This is a genomic window from Sphingobacterium sp. UBA6320, from assembly GCF_002440335.1.
Classification (GTDB): Bacteria; Bacteroidota; Bacteroidia; order Sphingobacteriales; family Sphingobacteriaceae; genus Sphingobacterium.
Genome location: NZ_DJTA01000022.1, coordinates 166,270 through 184,811, shown reverse-complemented (window position 1 = coordinate 184,811; position 18,542 = coordinate 166,270). Strand labels below are relative to the sequence as shown.

The following is an 18,542-nucleotide window of genomic DNA, read 5'->3' as shown; positions in this document are numbered from 1 at the left end:
TAGTTGATCAATAAATGAAATAATTGTATATAAAAGTTATGATTTACTTTTATATTTTTTATCTTCATCTTTGCAAGTACTAAAATCCTAAATTTAGAAAATATTGATCATCGAAATCGTTTCATAATGTTGCTGTTTTGTATCAATTACCAATTATAGACATGATAAAAATTAAACTGTTGCTTCTTTATTTGGCCTATCTTTTATTTTGTACGAATACCTATGCTCAACCTTATTATTTCAATCATTACCAAATAAATGAAGGATTGTCTAATAATGCAGTGATCTGCAGTATGCAAGATAGTTATGGATTTTTATGGTTTGGTACTAAAGATGGTTTAAATCGTTTTGATGGAAATAGCTTTAAACAGTTTACCTCATCCCAGCAAAATCCACATAGTCTTGGGAGCAATTCAATTATTTCTCTCAAAGAAGATGATCAAAAGAACATGTGGATCGGTACGGATCAAGGAATTTATTCTTATGATCCGATTTATGAAAGATTTAAAATATTGGATGAGAAATTTCGAAGTACGGAAGTCCCGGTGATCACCACTGATCGTAAGCACAGACTATGGTTTATTTCCAATGGTATGTTATATGTGCATAACCTCGTGAACAAGAAAACAAAACAAATCACCTATTCAGATCTATACATCACCTCGATATGCAGCACAGGTACAGGAAAATTATACTTTGGCACTCCGGAAGGCGTGATCTATGAAGTTGATGAACGGGACAAACTTCATATATTTCTGGACTTTACCAGTACATTTGAAAAGAAAGATTGGTATAGCATCGAGAAAATTGTCGAAACAAAAACCGGAGAATTATTGATCGGAACTTCAAAAGCAGGTGTTTTTTTATATGATGGAAAACAAAAAAACATCACGTCTATACTAGGTCATAAGCAATTGAAACAATTTTTGTATGTGCGCGATATTATACAACCAAATGATCATGAATATTGGTTTGCCACCGAATCTGGATTATTTATCTATCAAATAGCGAATCAAACATTCCTAAATTTACGAAAGGAAAAGCATAATCAATGGGGGATTTCTGATGATGCGATCTATAATATACTTCAAGACAAAGATAAAGGAATATGGCTAGGTACTTATTTTGGTGGTCTCAATTATTATCATGCACATAATAGTATTATTGAGAAAATTTTACCTGGTGATCAACCATCAAACCTGCAAGGATCTGTTGTACGAGCGATAAAAAAAGACAAACAGGGAAATATTTGGATGGGTACTGAAAACGGAGGAATCTCAAAATGGGATCTTTCAACCCATACGATCCAAAATTTCACCAGTCAAAATAGCGCATTGGCGAATAATAATATTCATGGACTACTACCAATTAAAGATCAATTATTAATTGGCGCTTTTGTCAATGGTCTTGATATATTTGATCTAAAAAGATTACAGGTTACTCACCATTTAGATCGAAATAGTTATCGAAATTCTGAACTTGAAAGTAATTTTATATTTCATCTTTATCAAACAAAAAATGGTGATATTTTAGCCGCTTCGACTCGAGGTCTGTACCGGTTTGACCTGGATACCAAGCAATTTTTCTTAATCAAAAATGTACCTGATTATATTTTTTACACGTGCATATTGGAAGATTTTGAAGGTAATATCTGGATTGGAACGTGGCGTGATGGTTTATTTTGCTATAACCCGAAGACCAAATACTTTAAACATTATACGCATCAAAGCAATGACCCCAAAGCACTACCGAACAATCGGATCAATAGTTTATTTGAAGATTCCAACAAGCAGCTTTGGATCGCTACAGAGGGTGGAGTGGCCAAGAAAGAAATCCATAACAATGGATTTAAATGCATCAATATGCAAAATGGAATGCCCAGCAATGTTATCTTATCATTTTTGGAAGATAACCAAAACAATATGTGGATCGCGACTTCAAAAGGATTGGTTAGATATAATCCAAAAAATCAAAAAATAAGAACTTATAATATGGAGTCTGGTTTACCAACGCTTCAATTCAATTACAATTCATCGTTCGATGATGAAAATGGAAACTTCTATTTTGGCTCCATCAATGGTTTGATTCGATTTAGACCAGAGCGGCTCAATGCCATCAATTATTCCACAACAACTCCTATTTTTATTACAGATCTTACGGTCAATAATCGAGAAGTAAACCAAACAGATGATTCTACGATTCTGAAAAAATCAATTTTATTTACAGAAAATATTCAGCTGAAGCACGACGAATCTTCGTTTAGCCTCGATTTTGCAGCTCTACATTACCAGGCTCCGCACTCTATAAGCTACAGCTATAAAATGGAGGGAGTAGATGACAAATGGAATCATATCAAAGGGAATCCACGCGCATATTTTACCAAACTGGCGCCAGGAAAATATACGTTTATGATTAAAGCTGAAGATCCCAATGGGCTAGCAATTCCACAACTTAAAACGTTAAAAATAGAAATATTGCCGCCCATCTGGGCAAGCCTACCTGCATATTTCATATATGGACTTATTATCATTGGACTGGTCGCTTTTATCATCCATCATTTTAATGAAAAAATAAAACAGCGCAACAGGCAACATATCTTGACCATACAAAATCTTAGAGATCATGAATTGTATCGATCTAAAATCAATTTTTATACCGATGTTGCCCATGAAATTCGAACACCCTTAACGCTGATCAAAGCACCATTGGAAAAATTAATGGATAAAGTGGACCGCAATCCTGCGATAGATAAACTGTTGCAGACGATGGAAAATAATACGAATAAGCTCATCGATCTGAGCAATCAATTATTGGATTTCAGAAAAGTAGAGGCTGAAGGATTTAAATTAAACTTTGATTCACAACATGTCAGTCTCATCTTACAGGAAATCATCAATAACTTTTTGATCACCTTGATCGCCCAAAACCGGGTCCTTAATCAGGATATTGATCCAAATATCACGGCTTTCATTGATCGGGATGCTTTCGAGAAAATTTGTTATAATCTGCTTAACAATGCATTAAAATATGCGGATCGACACATCACAATTTGTTTGAAAAGTGATCCATACAAAAATGCATTTATACTGACTATCAAGAATGATGGTCCGATTATTCCTACTGCAGATCAAGATCACATTTTTGAACCTTTTAATCGCGTAAAGCGAAGTAAAAGCATTTCTGGAAGTGGACTGGGACTTGCCCTAACAAAATCACTCACCTTAAAGCATCAAGGTACAATAGTCTATCACACGGACGAATCTTGCCTCAACATATTTGTATTAACAATACCTTTAAATCAAAGCTCAATATCATCATGAAAAATGCAAAAGCCAATATCTTATTAATCGACGATCATCAAGAATTGCTGGAATTTATTGCGGATGATCTCTGTGAAGAATACCATGTTCAAACCAGCAACAATGGTGTAGAAGCCTTGAAACTGATGGAATCGGATAATTTTGATTTAATTATTAGCGATGTGATGATGCCGGAAATGGATGGATATGAATTGTGTCAACATATCAAAGAAAATATGGCATACTCGCATATTCCGGTCATTTTACTGACGGCGAAAAACAGCATCGAATCGAAAATACAAGGCTTGGAGTTTGGTGCTGATGCTTACATTGAAAAGCCATTTTCGCCTGCTTTTCTAAAGGCTCAAATCGCTAGTCTGCTAAAAAATAGGCTTAAAGTAAAAGCTTTTTTCGTGAGTAATCCGCTATCACAGATACAAAGTATCGGACAAAATCCAAGTGATCAGGAATTTCTACAGAAAGTGGATGATATTATTCAGCTTCACTTGGAGGATCCGAAATTCAATGTGGACCGCATGGCCGATATCTTGTGTATGAGCAGACCAACACTCTATCGAAAAATCAATGTTGTTTCGAGCCTATCTCCTAATGAATTAATTAACCTGACACGGCTGCGAAAAGCCGCAGAATTGCTAGCACAACGAAAATTCAAAATCTATGAAATCTCCAATTTACTGGGTTACAGCTCTGCCACTCATTTTTCACGTAACTTTCAAAAGCAATTTGGAGTAAGTCCATCTGAATTCTTAGATCAGCAAAAACTGCATTCTTAACCAAACACAAAAAAGACCTCATGTGAAACGCATGAGGTCTTCGAAAAATAATCTTTAGCTTTTAATCAAAAGCAACGGAGTGCTCTATTCGTTAAAAACTACCATTTAATGGCTACAGCTACTCCTTGAGGATCATTTTCAAATCCGAGCAAATATGTTTTCGTTTTTTGATCCCAATTCAATTCAGTAAATACTTCTTGCTGATTGACGAGGATGCTTTTTGGCTTTCTAGGTAATAATATACGTGAAATATGAGTGGTCTGAATAGGACTTTTAGCAATAAAAGAATAATGATATGCATCTATCTTCTCATCATATATTCTACTAGCTGCTGCTAGCACCTGAGGCTTCTGCTTATCTTGGATACGATCTAGATTTAAAAAGAAACATTGCTCTCCAGCTTGTACATCCCGACTGGTATAAATGGGTAACTTAGGGTCAAAAAGATCTATTAAATTTCCCTTGATCTGATAGGGTTTAGCATCGACACTTTCATCTAAAACTGCAATTAAATCATACACACCACGGGTGAGAAAAAAGTTATTCTTAAATTGTAATTTTCCACCCTTAGCTTTTGTTTCGTATAAATCTTTGACTACAGCTAGCAATTGCTCTGTATTATTCGGTTTTAATACATAATCTTTTGGGTCTGTTCGTAAAATATGCACCGAACCTTGGCCATAGTTATATCTTCCCTCCTTTGCGGCTCCCTCAATATTCATTTTTTCAAACAAATGATCTGCCGGGCTCGTATAATGATTGCCTTCCGTATTCCACCACTCTTGAACAGTCTGGAAAGGATCAAGATCAGTACCACTATATACCAGCACACCACCCGATTTTACCCAATCGGCCAAATGCTGATGTGCTTCGGGGCTTAAGGGCTTCATATTAGCATAGGACATCAATAGAACCTTGGTGTCTGTTAAAGCTTCTTTGAAACTTAAATTTTCAATATGAACTGTTTTTACAGGAACTCCCCTTTTTAGAAATGGCAGTGCCAGGCCATAAAAATTAGCTAACTGTGGATCGTCATATCCTGCATGTGTTGGAAAGCGCTGAAACATGAGCGAGTTTGCCAATAAAATACTGATTCCTGAAGAGCCAGAAACTTGGTTTTTAGATTTTGGCATCTGATTCAAGGTATTGATCATCACTTGCATCTGCGTAGCATAATCTTTTGGAATTTTAGCTTTGGTATCACTATTCATGCTGGTTTTATATAAACCTTCATAGATCCTTTCAGGCCAAGGCATGACTTCATAATCTGCAATATTCGGATATAACAATTGTGCCGTAAAAGTCGCTTGATAATTTTTCTTATAATCGACCCAATCTCTTGGCCAATCTTCTATGGGATCGGTCAAGAAAAACATCTTACGGCCAGTTGGTGCAGTCATGGACTCCATTGATCCATATTCTAAAAATGCGGTTTCGAAAACACGCTCCTTCACAACGCCGTTAAAATAATTTGGTTCACGAGAGGTTCCGGTCCAGACTTGTGCGATATAACCGTCAACAACGGGCAACGAAGCTAAACTTGCTTCAGGACTTACAATCATCCACTGCGAATAGTTAATTAAAGAATGTGTCGGCACATAACATTTAACATCCATTCCTTTTGATTTCCCATACGCTTTAGCATACGTAAATACTTCATTTAGGGCATTGAAATACAACCAATACTTCAATTTATTGGCCAGGTAAGTATTTTCCGGAGACTCATGTTGTGGCCTCCACTCAAAACCATAATATTTTTTCCATTCACGTTTAAATGATTCACTGTACCCCGCTCTAGCCCAAAATTCGGGTTCCTCCATAAAAATAGCGTCAATACCTGCATCAATAACGCGCTTGACATGCATTTCCTTAATATATTTTAGATAATTATCCGTTGGAACGATATAAGGTACCATATGTCCATGCCATATGGTATCTCCTTTTACGTCAACTTGGCCTTCATCAAGATGCATCTTTCCATCCCACTTACCCGTAAAATAGTCCTGATATTCGCCCCAAGCAATACCTGTCATAAAGTGCGTAATATATCCCTTGTCCTGCCAGGTTTTTACTCTTTCTTCAAAAGGAATTCTTTTGGATTTATCCGATGGATTTCCTCCTGTACCATAGATCATGACGGCATCTGCTCTATTATCAATCGTTGGACGCCACTCCCTTGAACTTTGAAAAGTAGTTTTTACTGGATCTTTTACTTGGGCAGTAACCGAAGCCGAAGCCGCTAACAAAGCTATTAATATGCTCGTTTTTTTCATATTGAATACATATAAGTATAGTTAAATCCATCCTTATTGCGGAATATCGACTCTTTTTGCTTCGTTATAATTCCATCGTCTTGTACCACTTCCTCTGGGTGTATCATAATTAATTCGAGAAGCTCCTCGTACAAAAACGGTACGTCCAGCTGGGATTTCTCCTACTGACTCCAGTTTAATGACTTGTCCAAGTAATGGATCAAAATTACGTCCGCTATATTCGATCTTACTTGACCAACGCTCATCGCGAGCACGATAACCAACAGTAGAAGAATAACTCACAAAAAATTGAACATCCGTAATATTGAAAAAATCAGCACTATAGTTACCTAAAGGTTCGATCTTATCTTTAAAAAATTGCTCATTGATACCGCGTGTTACACGAATCTGAGCACTAATTTTCCCGTTACTGACAACAGGTTCTCCTACCCACTCGATCTTCAAGAATGGATGTACTTCCATCTTGACTTCGTGTGTACCATTCAACTCCATATTCTTACTATCATCCGATAAGATGGTATTATTCACATCCTTGCGAACTAAAGGTATAAATGGACCATCTACTGTTATATTATAATTACCTTTGAACAACTTGGTATGTTGAAAGGTACCATCAGGCATACAATAAAAATCTGGATTGTGTTCGACATTGTCACCCCAGCTTAGCTCGGTCAATCGAACGCGAATACCCTCACTGCCTTGATCAGTCAATACACTTTCTCCCGTTTGGGCATCGACAACTTCGCCTTTTAATGTCACTGCCGGAATCTCATAATTGTCTTCCTTAAACAGATTGCATGAGCTTAATAAAAGCAACATACCTACTATACTAAAAAATCTATTTTTCATCTTTCTGTTATTTTTAATATTAGCGATTTGGCTGTTGATCGATGACAGCACTTTTTGCGACCTCTCCTCCAGGAATCTCAAAATAATAATCCAATGGGGTGTAAGAAAATGTTTTGGTACTTACCCACTGAAACCTAGCATCAAAGAAATACTTACCTGATGCTGTTGAGAAAAAGGGATAAAGTCCTCTAAAACGGAAATTCTCATTATTACTATATTGATTTTTGTCTTTAGTTTCACCCCAAAAATCGTCTCTCCCTTCATAATGTAAAACTCTCCATCGACGTAAATCCCATTTCGCTTTGTGTTCAAATGCTAACTCTTTACGTCGTTCTTTTCGCACGATGTTTCGTCCATTATTATTTCCGACAATAGAAGTCGTCAACAATTTTGCTCCTGCACGTTCGCGAATTTCATTTACCGCAGATGTTGCTACTTGCAAGAAATCACTTCCATCAGGTGCTGTTGCTCCAAGCATATTTAATTCTACCGCAGCCTCTGCTGCATTTAATAATATTTCAGCATAACGCATCAAAATAAAAGGTTGATCAGATTTTCCCTCACCAATTTCTTTGGACGAATTGGTATTTAACCATTTGCGTATATAAAATCCAGTAAGCGTAGCTTCACCATTATCATAAAATGGACCATTTGCCCCAGCCGCAGGCATGTGCTGTCCCTGATATTCAACAGTCTCTTGACCACCACCATCTCTTGGACTCAAATACAATGTTTTAGGATTTGCGGTATAGGCACTGAGTTGCTGATAACGGGTATCTGCAGTAGCATACGTATAATTATTAAATAATGGTTTTATTGGAAGCTGACCCGTGTAAATTCCTGCACGAACTTCTATCGACTTTCCTCTAAATATATCATTTGGAAAAATGACATAAGCTCTTAAACGAGGTTCTGCATTCTTAAACAAATCCATCGGTTTGTCATACAGCAAATAATCACCCTCAGCATTCGTATTTCCTGAAGTCACTTTTAAAGTACCATTCGGATATTTGTCAAAACCGTCGAAAAGCTCTAAAAAATCTACTGTAGGACAGGTTCCTGCTGATAATGGCGATCGAAATATAAACGGAGAACTGAAAGCATCAAAACTATGTGTGGTTGTCGGAAAAAGATATTCTTTGACATAAATATTTTCAGGACTACTCAGATCACTAAACATATCGACCATATTTTGATACTGTGCTTCTGCATCATTCGCTTGCCACTTTTTCTTATAGAGTGCATAACCTCCCTCTGCCATAACCGTTCGTGCTGCCTGATAAGCCTCTAAAAAATATTTTTGAGAAGCGGCTTTCCAGTTTGAAGGATCAAAACCAATAACACGCACTCCAGTTTTTTGTCCGAGTCCTGTTAATCTTCCAGATACAGTTTCATTATATTTCGCGACACTTCCAGCATATAGCATCGCCTCAGATTTAAAAGCCAAAGCCACATATTTATTGGAATATCCAGATTTCAAGCTTTTAGGCAACATGAGCTGAATAGCTTCGTTATAATCTTTCAGAATTTGATTCCAAGTATCTTCTTCACTCGATCTTGCCACTTCAAGATCGGCAGATGAAGCAGGATATTGAATAACCTTAGTGACCAAAGGTATACCACCAAATCTGCGTGCCATAGCATAAAAAGCAGTTGCTCGTACATAATAAGCTTCACCCAAATAATGATTATAGATTTCTTGTGAAAATTTATCTTTATAATTAGGCAAAGTCTCAATCAGATGATTGGCATCGCGTATCAATTCAAAAGCCCTACCCCAGTACGGTGTTCTTTCTCCCGTAAAAGATCGGGTGATTCCATCCCTATTGACAGCCTCTCCAGTACCTTCAATTCCATTAGAAGCTAACCAGCCATTAAATTCAATACCCCATTCGGCCATATATTTAAAATCTTCGAAAGGCATTAAACTATACATCCTAGCCATGTAGATATCCATCCCAGCGGGAGTAGTCAATAGATCCTCATCAGTAACAATATTTTTTGGTGTAATGTCCAAATCGGTACAACCAGCAAGACCTAACGATCCAAAAAGAGATAATATGATCAATATTTTTTTCATGTGATTTAAATTTTTATACATCATTAACCGATTAAAATGTAAGGGATAGACCTAAAGAATAGGTTTTATTGAGCGGGTACATCCGACCTAAATCATCATCTGGATGCTCTGGATCAACAAACTTAACACCCGTGATCGTAAACAAGTTATAAGCATTAGCAAATAGACGTAAGCGCATATTGGAAGATGGTCTTAAATTGGAAATAGTATAGCCCAATTCAATACTTTTCAAACGCAAATAAGCTGTACTCACACGATTGAATGATGAGTTTGATTTTGGATATCTACCGGTGTAACCGTAGTAACCCTTTACCCATTCGATACTTGGATCGTAAGGATCTGCCGTTGGATCTACGGGGTGCCAACGATCCACGTATTGCTCCAGAGTTCCGCCGCCATTTGTTCCCCAAATCGAATACAAAGGCTCTTTATATTCCATTGATCCTAATGCAGATCCTTGCAACAATACATTTAAATCAAAATTCTTATAGGCTGTTTCCACATTTAAACTATAATTTAACCAAGGAGTTTGATCCAAAGCAAATGGATGTTCATCCAAGCCACTAATTTCACCATCCCCATTCCAATCTAAATACTTATAATCACCAGGCAATAGATCACGTTCTTTATAAATCGGATAATTACGGATATCATCCCAATTCTCATAGCGTCCAGCACCTTCATATCCAAACTGAAATCCTTGATAACGTTGATTTAAGTTATCATTTCTCCAACGATCATATGAATTTTTATAGGGCCCATTTTGCACAGCGGTCAAATACTTATTTCGAGTAATGGTTGCTATGGCACGAAGGTTATAAGAAAAATCATTAATTTTATTACGGTGTTTCAACTCGAGTTCTAATCCGAAATGACGATCACTATTTACATTTTCTAAAGGTGCTGTGGTTCCAATGACAGTCGGAAATTCACTGTTACGACGCTGGAATAAACCAGAACGTACCCGATCGAAATAATCTAATGTAAAGCCGAACAAGCCATTCCAACCTTCGAAATCTACACCAACATTAAACGATTTAGCTTTATACCACGTAATAAGCTCATTGGCAATAGCTTTACGATTTACTCCTGTAATAAATTTATCTCCAAATAAGTAACCTGGTGCATATTGATTGTTATAACCATTCTCGGCATTTCCACTTGTCGCAGGATAGATATAACCAGGAATCCAACCAAAATCCCAAGAGCTTGACAAATCATCTCCAAGCACACCATAGCTTGCTCTTACTTTCAATTGATTGACAAATGAAAGTGCTTTATTAGATTTAAAGAATGGTTCTTCTGATATTCGCCAAGCAGCAGATGCTGATGGGAAAAATCCCCATTGATGCCCTTTTGCAAATCGCGATGAGCCATCATATCGAAATTGAAATTCTGTAATATAACGACCTCCGAAATCATAATTAACTCTTCCAATTAAGGCCGATTTTGCCTCATCATAATAGTCGGTCAATCCGCCATACATCGATGTCATCTGGCCATCTTCCACTCCTGCTAATAATTGATCTGAACCGAATGCTAAATTCTTAACACCATAAAAATTGTCTCCATTATTCTTTTGTGTTTCCCAACCTACTAATCCCGCAATTTTATGCTTTTCCGAAAAGGTACGGTCATAATTCACGATAAATTGTGTCAATAGCTGCTGTTTATCAAAAAACTCTCTTTTCATCTGATTAGGACTACTGAGGTTATATAATTTTTGATTGTAGGTATTTGTAGCCGCATTATAGGCATATTGGTAATATTCTTTTCTAAAGATCGCATTGTTATCCACGCGATAATCATAACCAATTAATGCTTTAGCTGAGAATCCGGTAAGAGCTTGCGATAAATTACTGAAGTCATAATGTAATGCTGCAGAGGATTGAAATGTCTTCTTTTTATATTTACGATATCCAGATACATCGGAGTCGATCATTGCTAATGTATTTTGTTCCAAATCAAGCCCCTCATAATTCAATCTAGTATTCTCAGGATCTGCATAAGCTGGAAATAAAACACCCTGTTTCCAATAGTTCCGAATAATATCGACAGAACTTGTGTATGGATTATTCTGTTGATCGGCCATACCACTTAGATTTAATTCTAACTTCAGTCCTTTAGCTAATTCTGCGCTGATATTGGCCCGTAAATTATACTTATCATAATTGAGATCACCCGATTTAAAAAAGCCTTCTTGGTAGGAATAGCCCCCTCCAATATAATACTGTATTTTACTGCTTCCTCCAGAAAAATTAATATCATGTTGTGTCTGTGGTGAAAATTTGGAGAAGATCAGTGAAGTCCAGTCTGTGGCACGGCGGGTACCATTTCGAAAGTCTTCAAAATCTTTTTCCGTATAAATTAGACTTCCCCCATTGATGTTGTTCATCGACTTTTCGTTATAGATCGTCATGGCATCAGATGCATTTGCTAAAAAAGGCATTCCAGAAGGCTTTTGGAAGGTAAATGAACCGTTATAACCGATAGATACTTTGCCTTCTTTTCCCTTTTTTGTCGTAACTAAAACGACACCATTTGCCGACCGTACACCATAGATTGCCGCAGATCCATCTTTCAAAACCGAAACTTCTTCAATATCACTAGGATTTAGACGCTGAAAATCTTCGGAAGTACGGGGAACTCCATCAATAATTACCAAAGGCGCCCCCATACCACGGATATCAAAATTGGCTTTAAATGCACCTGGTTCGGCACTTTTTTGCCAAACACGCACACCAGCAATACGACCAGCAAGCATATTTTGTGGGTTTTCATTTTTAGTCTGTCTCATTTCAGACCCTTTTACACCAGCAACAGCTCCGGTTAACGTCATCTTTTTCTGTGTCCCGTAACCGACGACCACAACTGTTTCCAATTCAGTTTCATCGGTCATCAAGATGACATTAATGGTCTTTCTTGCCCCAATAACTTCTTCTTTGGACTCATAACCAATGAACTTAAATAATAGAGAAGCTCCATCAGTAACCTGTATGGAATAACTGCCGTCCTCATTGGTCGCTGTTTCTGTTTTTACAGTTGCTCCTTGTACACTAACCAGAACACCAGCTAGTGGTTGATTGCTGCTATCCAGCACCTTTCCTGTGATAGATGCTTGCTGTGCCCAACCTGTTATAGGAACACAAAGTGTGAGCAACAGTAGTAAAAACCCTATAGCCCCCCCAATTTTAAATGTTTTTATCATCATAGTCTTATTTAGGTTTATTTCGATTTGTCTAATTCGTATTGCGATAAAATAGCATATTGCGCAGCATAGGTAAACATAAACATACCTTCCAGATTATTTTTGTTTTGATCGCTGTCCCAACCCATTAATAAATCTGTTGGTAAAAACCCATCCTTCAAGAAGTGGTCATAACCATAATCCAGATTCTTTTGAAAAGAGTCCATGTAACTTCCCGCTTTTTTATCATAGGTATAAATATTAAAGAATCCTCGGAGTAGAATACCGTTGAACCAATTATTGAATCCCGAGGATTCGTAAGTATAATATGCTGGAATCTGTTTTCCTAGTTTGGCAAAATACAGGAAACTAGCATGAGATAATGATTGACCATCTTCCCTGTATTTTTTTGATTTTGTTACGCGATATAGATCTGCAGCTCCAGAAATCATCGTTCCGCTGTTATAGGAAAATGAGGGACCTACAGCAGTTTTCAAGAATGTATTTGCTCGGTATCTCGTTCCATGGACAGTTTCATATGCGATAGTACAATCTGGGGAACAATCTCCCATCATATCTGTATAGACACCTTGATTGTTTAAAAGATAGCTTTTTTGCCAATCGTAAACTTTTTGTGCAAAACTTAAATAATAATCACCTTTATTGACCATTTTGGAACGGCGTGATTTTTTATCTTTTTTATCGACATAGCGATGCTCGATCTGATCAGATTTATGCTTATAAATTTCATGTAGCCATACTAAAGGGCTAACCATGGGGCCATTGCTGCAAGCATGCTTGGTCACATAACCGGGTCCCCAAGGAATACCACCATGCTCTTTATTTTTATCATCTAGCGTACTATCCCAGCCATCAAGTACATATGCCGTCAAATACTCAGCCTTCTCTAAAAAGATCTGATCATTCGTGAGATGATAGGCATCTAATAATTCACGGACAAGCCACATTTGGTCATCATAAACATTCAATATACCGCCAACATTCGCTTTACCTTTTTCCCGAACACGGTCTACCGCGTAAACAGCCCACTCTTTTTCTTGTGTAAATGAAGTCAGCGTAAAAGTGCCTAGATAATAATCAGCATTATTAAATAGTTTCTTTAACAAATCGACATAACGATTATAATGTTGATCATACAAAATTGTATTACCGTTTTCCTTTTGGAGCTTAAGACTTGTCAAGACAGCATTGACAGCTTCCATAGATGCCGTATACATCCACACACTACCTCTTTCTGTAGAATGCTCTTTGGTGTCCGGATTGTAAAATCTAGCCATGGTCATCTCATCACCTGAAAAATAGGTGGAAACAGATTTGTCAACAAGTTGAATCGAACGTAATAAATTTTGAGTTTGTAAATCTGGCACATTCTCACCATTTCTGCCCATTGGCATCGCGGCATGAGTAGGCATTAAAAAACAAAACTGTACAAACAGTGGCATAGCATGAATAAAAATGCTTTGCAGCTTTCTTAAAAATTTCATAAGAAGTATCTGGTTTATAATTAGTCAGAATTGTGCCCATGATGAGAGCATTAAATTCTGGAACAAGATACGTGGAGTCGATTAATTTTAGGGTTAAAAAGGGGTTAATACATAAAAATAAAACCATAACCCCACCGTATTTTAATGGCATAGCCTATTGAAAACATCAAAAAATCAGCAAAAATGTAACAAAGCTTTTATTTCATTTGATTGTTTTTTTGTATACTTTTAGGGCATTAAGATGTTGACAAATTAGTTACTAACCATTAAATCAGCTAGAGGTTTGATGCAGTCGCCTTTTAAAAAGGCATCATGCGTCCATCCTTTCTGATTTAAGTTTTTGATTGCTCTGTATGAGACTCTATTATATATATTTTGCTATTTACTTTTTCCTGCCGACGCTAGCCTTTTCACAGGGACTTAAATTTAACGGAGGTCATCATGCAATCGATAAACGCACATCTTATGAAGTATTTGCGAAAAAAAATATTTCATTTGAAGGATCATTTGACATTGACTTTCAACTATCTATCTATGAGACTAATTCACTTGGGAATATCCTCAGAGTTCAAAACAAGGAAAATAACACTATTTATAATCTCTTTTACGATGAAGAAAAAGATCAATGCATCTTCAGACTAAATGAAGAAGGAAAAAGTAGTTTGATCACCGCTAAAATAGATCGTCGATTATTAAATAATAACACTTGGTTTCCGGTTAAATTAACTTTTGATCTCCTACAGGGTATTTTTAAACTTCAAATAGAAAACAAAGTTTTTTCATCCGAAAAAATTGCACTTTCTAATCCTTATTTTCCAATCATTACTTTTGGAAAAAGTGATTACCTGATCGATGTACCGAATATGGGGATTAAAAATCTGTCCATTGGAAATAAAAACACCAAATATATATTTCCATTACGAGAAAATGAAGGTCATATCGTTCATGACTTTGAAGGAAATAGTTATGGATTAGTAACCAATCCGGAATGGTTAATCAATGATTCATACCAGTGGAAATTAGTGAACACCTTTCATTCGTCGACTCAAGCAGGGTCTACTTATCATGACATCAGAAAAGAAATCTATTATTTCAATCGCGATTCGATATTCATTCATAATATTAAAACGAATGATACTCGAAAAGTTGCTTTTCAAAAACAATGCCCTGTTGACTTGATTCAAGCAACAAACTTTCTAGATGTAAAAGCAAATAAGCTGTATGTCTATGAATTATATCATAACTATCCCTATGATGGCCCAACCGTTGCAAGTCTTAATCTGGATAACTTTACTTGGACTATTGAAAGCTATGACCGGGTGCAAAAGGAGCTACATCACCATGGGTTCTTTTTTGATCAGCAAGAAAAGCAATATTACATCTTCGGAGGGTATGGAAACATGTCCTATAGTGACCAATTTTATAAATATGCCATTGACTCTTCCAAGTGGCAAAAATTGGATGATCTTGCAGGAGAGAAACTCTTTCCCCGTTATTTTCTATCGGCTGGTTACATGGAAAATAGTCGTACAGCTTATATTTTTGGGGGTATGGGCAACGAATCTGGGGAGCACATCGTGGGAAGAAAATACTATTATGATCTCTATAAAATTAACTTAGATACGAAGAAGGTAACCAAGATGTGGGACATTGCATGGAAAGATAAACACGTCGTACCTGCAAGAGGAATTGTATTTCCCGATCAGTCACATTTCTATGCTTTATGCTACCCTGAGCACTTAACCCGATCAGCAATCAAGCTTTATCGGTTTTCAATTCAAGATGGAAGCTATGAAATATTAGGTGACTCCGTGTTGATCTACTCGGATAAGATTTCAACTCGGGCACAGCTTTACTATGATCATCAACTTGGTCGTCTACTCGCTTTGGTACAGGAGTCAAGTGATGATATCAAATCAACCTTGAAAATCTATTCTTTAAATTCTCCTCCTATCTCAGAAGCTGAGTTAAGTAACTATCCAAAAAAGGATAATAAAGTAAAGTATGTGATTTTAGTGCTGCTAGGGGCGCTTATCGGAACAGCAAGTTATAGTATTATCAAAAGATTAAAGAAAAAGAAATTTGATGGACCTGCTGCCTTTCCAATACCCGAAAATGAAGCTGATAGGACTAAGGAACATGCGTTGATCGAGACTGAACCATTAGCCCCCATCGATCAATTAAAACCCATTACTACGGATGCAATTATATGGAAAAACAACTCTAGAGCCAATGCAATCTATTTGTTTGGAGAATTTAAGGTATTTGATCGCAATCAAAAGGATATCTCCCATTTATTTAGCACCCGACTGAAACAAGTCTTTTGTTTGATTTTGACACACCAGGGTGAATCTGGAATTTCGTCCGCATTATTGAGTCATCTGGTTTGGCCAGACAAATCTGAAGATAAAGTCAAAAATTCAAGGGGTGTGACGATCAATCATTTAAGAAAAGCATTAAGCGAATTAGATGGAATAGAATTACGCTATGAAAAAGGACGTTTTAAAATAGAACAAGATGCCGATTTCTATTGTGATTACACGAGATGCATGGAACTGACTTCATCTCTTAACATTACGGAAAACAGAGATGAGTTAATTCATTTACTAGGAAGGGGAAAGTTTTTACAGAGTACCAATCAACCTATTTTCGATTCGACTAAGGCTGATCTGGAGAAAAATATAATACCACTTTTAATCGCAGAACTCTATCACAGTATGGAGGCACATGCCTACAACGATAGTATAGCATTGGCTGAAGTTATATTTATGTTTGATCCACTCCATGAACAGGTATTATTTATGCAAATTAGGGCAATGCTTGCTTTAAAATTGACACAAGAAGCCCGTATACGTTTTCAAAGCTTTGCTAGCGAATATAGAAACATTATGGGAGAAAATTTCCCATTCCACTTCGAAGATATTGCCTAAATTAATACTATGGGTTTGAAACCTCAAATCAAATTATCTTAATCATTTGATTTGAGGTTATAGGAGATACTGAAAAATTATTCTGTTTGATCAAAAGAAGCAAATACCGTTTTCAGCTCTGCCATTTTTTCTGGATATTGATGGATCAAATTGGTCCGTTCGCTAGGATCCCATGCAACATTAAACAATTCTTCAACCGTTTCTTCGGTTTTACCTGATATCAAATTGGTTCGCTGTTTGACAATCCTGTATTTCCAATCGCCAACCTTTACTGCCTCTGGCTTACCGTAATTGACCAAAAATATCGGTCTGTGATTATAATGTAAATCAGGATCCTTGCCTTCTAGCAAAGTACGAATCGATTGGCCATCCAATTTTCTATCTGGTAAAGAAGATCCTGTCCAAGAAGCAATAGTTGGTAAAATATCTAGATTGCTGATAGAAGAACGAATAACTTTTCCTTCAGGAATGATCCCCTTTCCGAAAACAATAAAAGGGACGCGCGCACCGCCTTCATAAGTCAGCGCTTTCGAGCCTTTAAATACTCCTGCAGTTCCGACATGCCAGTTTTTCGTCTCGCCATCATCTGCCATACGTGCTGGATATTCTATCCAAGGTCCATTATCACTTGAAAACATCAAGATGGTATTTTTATCCAGACCTTTCGCTTCTAATGCGTGCCATAATTGAGCAATATATTGATCCAGCTCATACAACACCGCCCCAAGGGTACCCGCATTTTGTGCATTAGCATAAGGATTTTTCTTGTTTGAAAATGCCAATGGAAGATGTGGAAAATTATGGGCATAATACAAAAAGAACGGTTTGTCTTTTTTTTGCTTATTGATAAATTGAAGCGCTTCACGATGATAATGTTGACTAAGATCTGAGTCATCAGGTGCAAATACTTCAGGAGTACGATTTCTAAAAAGTTTAATCACTGTATCCGTTTTGACATATGGGGCACGGTAATCATGACTATATAGCATCCCATAAAAGAAATCAAATCCTTGTGCATTGGGTAGCGATTCTGCTTTATCACCAAGATGCCATTTTCCTACCAAAGCTGTTCGATAGCCCCGCTGTTTTAACATTTCAGCGATCGTTACCTCAGCATCAGGTAGACCTAAATCAGAACCAGGACCGATCGGCTGAGGCAAGTTATAGCGAGAAGCATAGCGCCCGGTCAATAGCGATGCGCGAGATGGTGTACATGAAGGAGTGGAAACGACATAATTTGTAGCCCGTACACCTTTGCTTGCTAATGAATCTAAGAATGGAGTCTGAATATTCGGACTGCCATAAGAACCTAAATCGGAATACCCCATATCATCGGTCAATATAAATATAATATTAGGGGGTTGTTTTTGCCCGTATGATAAGAAACTAAAGCATATGCCTATCAATAATAACCATTCTTTGAAGCGCAACAAGATGTTCATAATAATGAGTTCTGGTTTAAATTAATCATAATAGCAGTCCACTGGTGCTGTTGATCGTACAAGTATAAATGAATATTATTAATAAATTAAGCTGATTGATATAAATATAGATATTAAATACGAAAACGATATCGCTGGATATTTTCATAAATTATGTTCAATAATCAATATCTCCAAGCATAT

General features: G+C 36.8%; 9 protein-coding genes. 3 read left to right on the top strand and 6 right to left on the bottom strand.

What is annotated here, in order from left to right; all coding sequences use genetic code 11:
* Window positions 1–161 precede the first annotated feature (161 nt).
* Window positions 162–3,320 (top strand): sensor histidine kinase, encoded by a 3,159-nt coding sequence (locus tag B3P23_RS14500; RefSeq protein WP_293927398.1) that lies wholly within the window; start codon window positions 162–164, stop codon window positions 3,318–3,320.
* Complete coding sequence (locus tag B3P23_RS14495; RefSeq protein WP_094772470.1) at window positions 3,317–4,093, top strand: response regulator transcription factor; 777 nt, start codon at window positions 3,317–3,319, stop codon at window positions 4,091–4,093. Before B3P23_RS14500 ends, B3P23_RS14495 begins: the two co-directional genes overlap by 4 nt.
* 98 nt (window positions 4,094–4,191) lie before the next feature.
* On the opposite strand, the gene B3P23_RS14490 is transcribed toward B3P23_RS14495, so the two are convergent.
* From B3P23_RS14490 to B3P23_RS14470, 5 genes are read right to left on the bottom strand one after another with little or no spacing between them, the layout of a single operon-like run.
* The gene (locus B3P23_RS14490) at window positions 4,192–6,366 is read right to left on the bottom strand and encodes a hypothetical protein (protein ID WP_293927395.1); all 2,175 of its coding nucleotides are present in this window, start codon (window positions 6,364–6,366) and stop codon (window positions 4,192–4,194) included.
* A 33-nt stretch (window positions 6,367–6,399) separates the two neighbouring features.
* The gene (locus B3P23_RS14485) at window positions 6,400–7,215 is read right to left on the bottom strand and encodes a DUF3823 domain-containing protein (protein ID WP_293927392.1); all 816 of its coding nucleotides are present in this window, start codon (window positions 7,213–7,215) and stop codon (window positions 6,400–6,402) included.
* Window positions 7,216–7,234: 19 nt separating this feature from the next.
* Window positions 7,235–9,295 carry a RagB/SusD family nutrient uptake outer membrane protein gene (locus tag B3P23_RS14480; RefSeq protein ID WP_293927389.1) on the bottom strand — a complete coding sequence of 687 codons (2,061 nt, stop codon included), beginning with the start codon at window positions 9,293–9,295 and terminating at the stop codon, window positions 7,235–7,237.
* A 31-nt stretch (window positions 9,296–9,326) separates the two neighbouring features.
* Window positions 9,327–12,506 carry a SusC/RagA family TonB-linked outer membrane protein gene (locus B3P23_RS14475; RefSeq protein WP_293927386.1) on the bottom strand — a complete coding sequence of 1,060 codons (3,180 nt, stop codon included), beginning with the start codon at window positions 12,504–12,506 and terminating at the stop codon, window positions 9,327–9,329.
* A gap of 14 nt (window positions 12,507–12,520) precedes the next feature.
* Window positions 12,521–13,987, bottom strand: coding sequence for a glycoside hydrolase family 76 protein (locus B3P23_RS14470; protein ID WP_293927383.1), 1,467 nt, complete (start codon window positions 13,985–13,987; stop codon window positions 12,521–12,523).
* 353 nt (window positions 13,988–14,340) lie between these two features.
* Here B3P23_RS14470 and B3P23_RS14465 point away from each other — a divergent pair, with 353 nt between their 5' ends.
* Window positions 14,341–16,917: a hypothetical protein gene (locus B3P23_RS14465; RefSeq protein ID WP_293927380.1), complete on the top strand. Its 2,577-nt coding sequence runs from the start codon at window positions 14,341–14,343 to the stop codon at window positions 16,915–16,917.
* Between the two features lie 77 nt (window positions 16,918–16,994).
* On the opposite strand, the gene B3P23_RS14460 is transcribed toward B3P23_RS14465, so the two are convergent.
* Window positions 16,995–18,359: a sulfatase-like hydrolase/transferase gene (locus tag B3P23_RS14460; RefSeq protein WP_293927377.1), complete on the bottom strand. Its 1,365-nt coding sequence runs from the start codon at window positions 18,357–18,359 to the stop codon at window positions 16,995–16,997.
* Between the last annotated feature and the right edge of the window lie 183 nt (window positions 18,360–18,542).

Coding starts and splice junctions, on each gene's coding strand:
- B3P23_RS14465 (WP_293927380.1), top strand. CDS start 14,341: ATGAGACTCTATTATATATATTTTGCTATTTACTTTTTCCTGCCGACG.
- B3P23_RS14470 (WP_293927383.1), bottom strand. CDS start 13,987: ATGAAATTTTTAAGAAAGCTGCAAAGCATTTTTATTCATGCTATGCCA.
- B3P23_RS14460 (WP_293927377.1), bottom strand. CDS start 18,359: ATGAACATCTTGTTGCGCTTCAAAGAATGGTTATTATTGATAGGCATA.
- B3P23_RS14485 (WP_293927392.1), bottom strand. CDS start 7,215: ATGAAAAATAGATTTTTTAGTATAGTAGGTATGTTGCTTTTATTAAGC.
- B3P23_RS14500 (WP_293927398.1), top strand. CDS start 162: ATGATAAAAATTAAACTGTTGCTTCTTTATTTGGCCTATCTTTTATTT.
- B3P23_RS14475 (WP_293927386.1), bottom strand. CDS start 12,506: ATGATGATAAAAACATTTAAAATTGGGGGGGCTATAGGGTTTTTACTA.
- B3P23_RS14490 (WP_293927395.1), bottom strand. CDS start 6,366: ATGAAAAAAACGAGCATATTAATAGCTTTGTTAGCGGCTTCGGCTTCG.
- B3P23_RS14480 (WP_293927389.1), bottom strand. CDS start 9,295: ATGAAAAAAATATTGATCATATTATCTCTTTTTGGATCGTTAGGTCTT.
- B3P23_RS14495 (WP_094772470.1), top strand. CDS start 3,317: ATGAAAAATGCAAAAGCCAATATCTTATTAATCGACGATCATCAAGAA.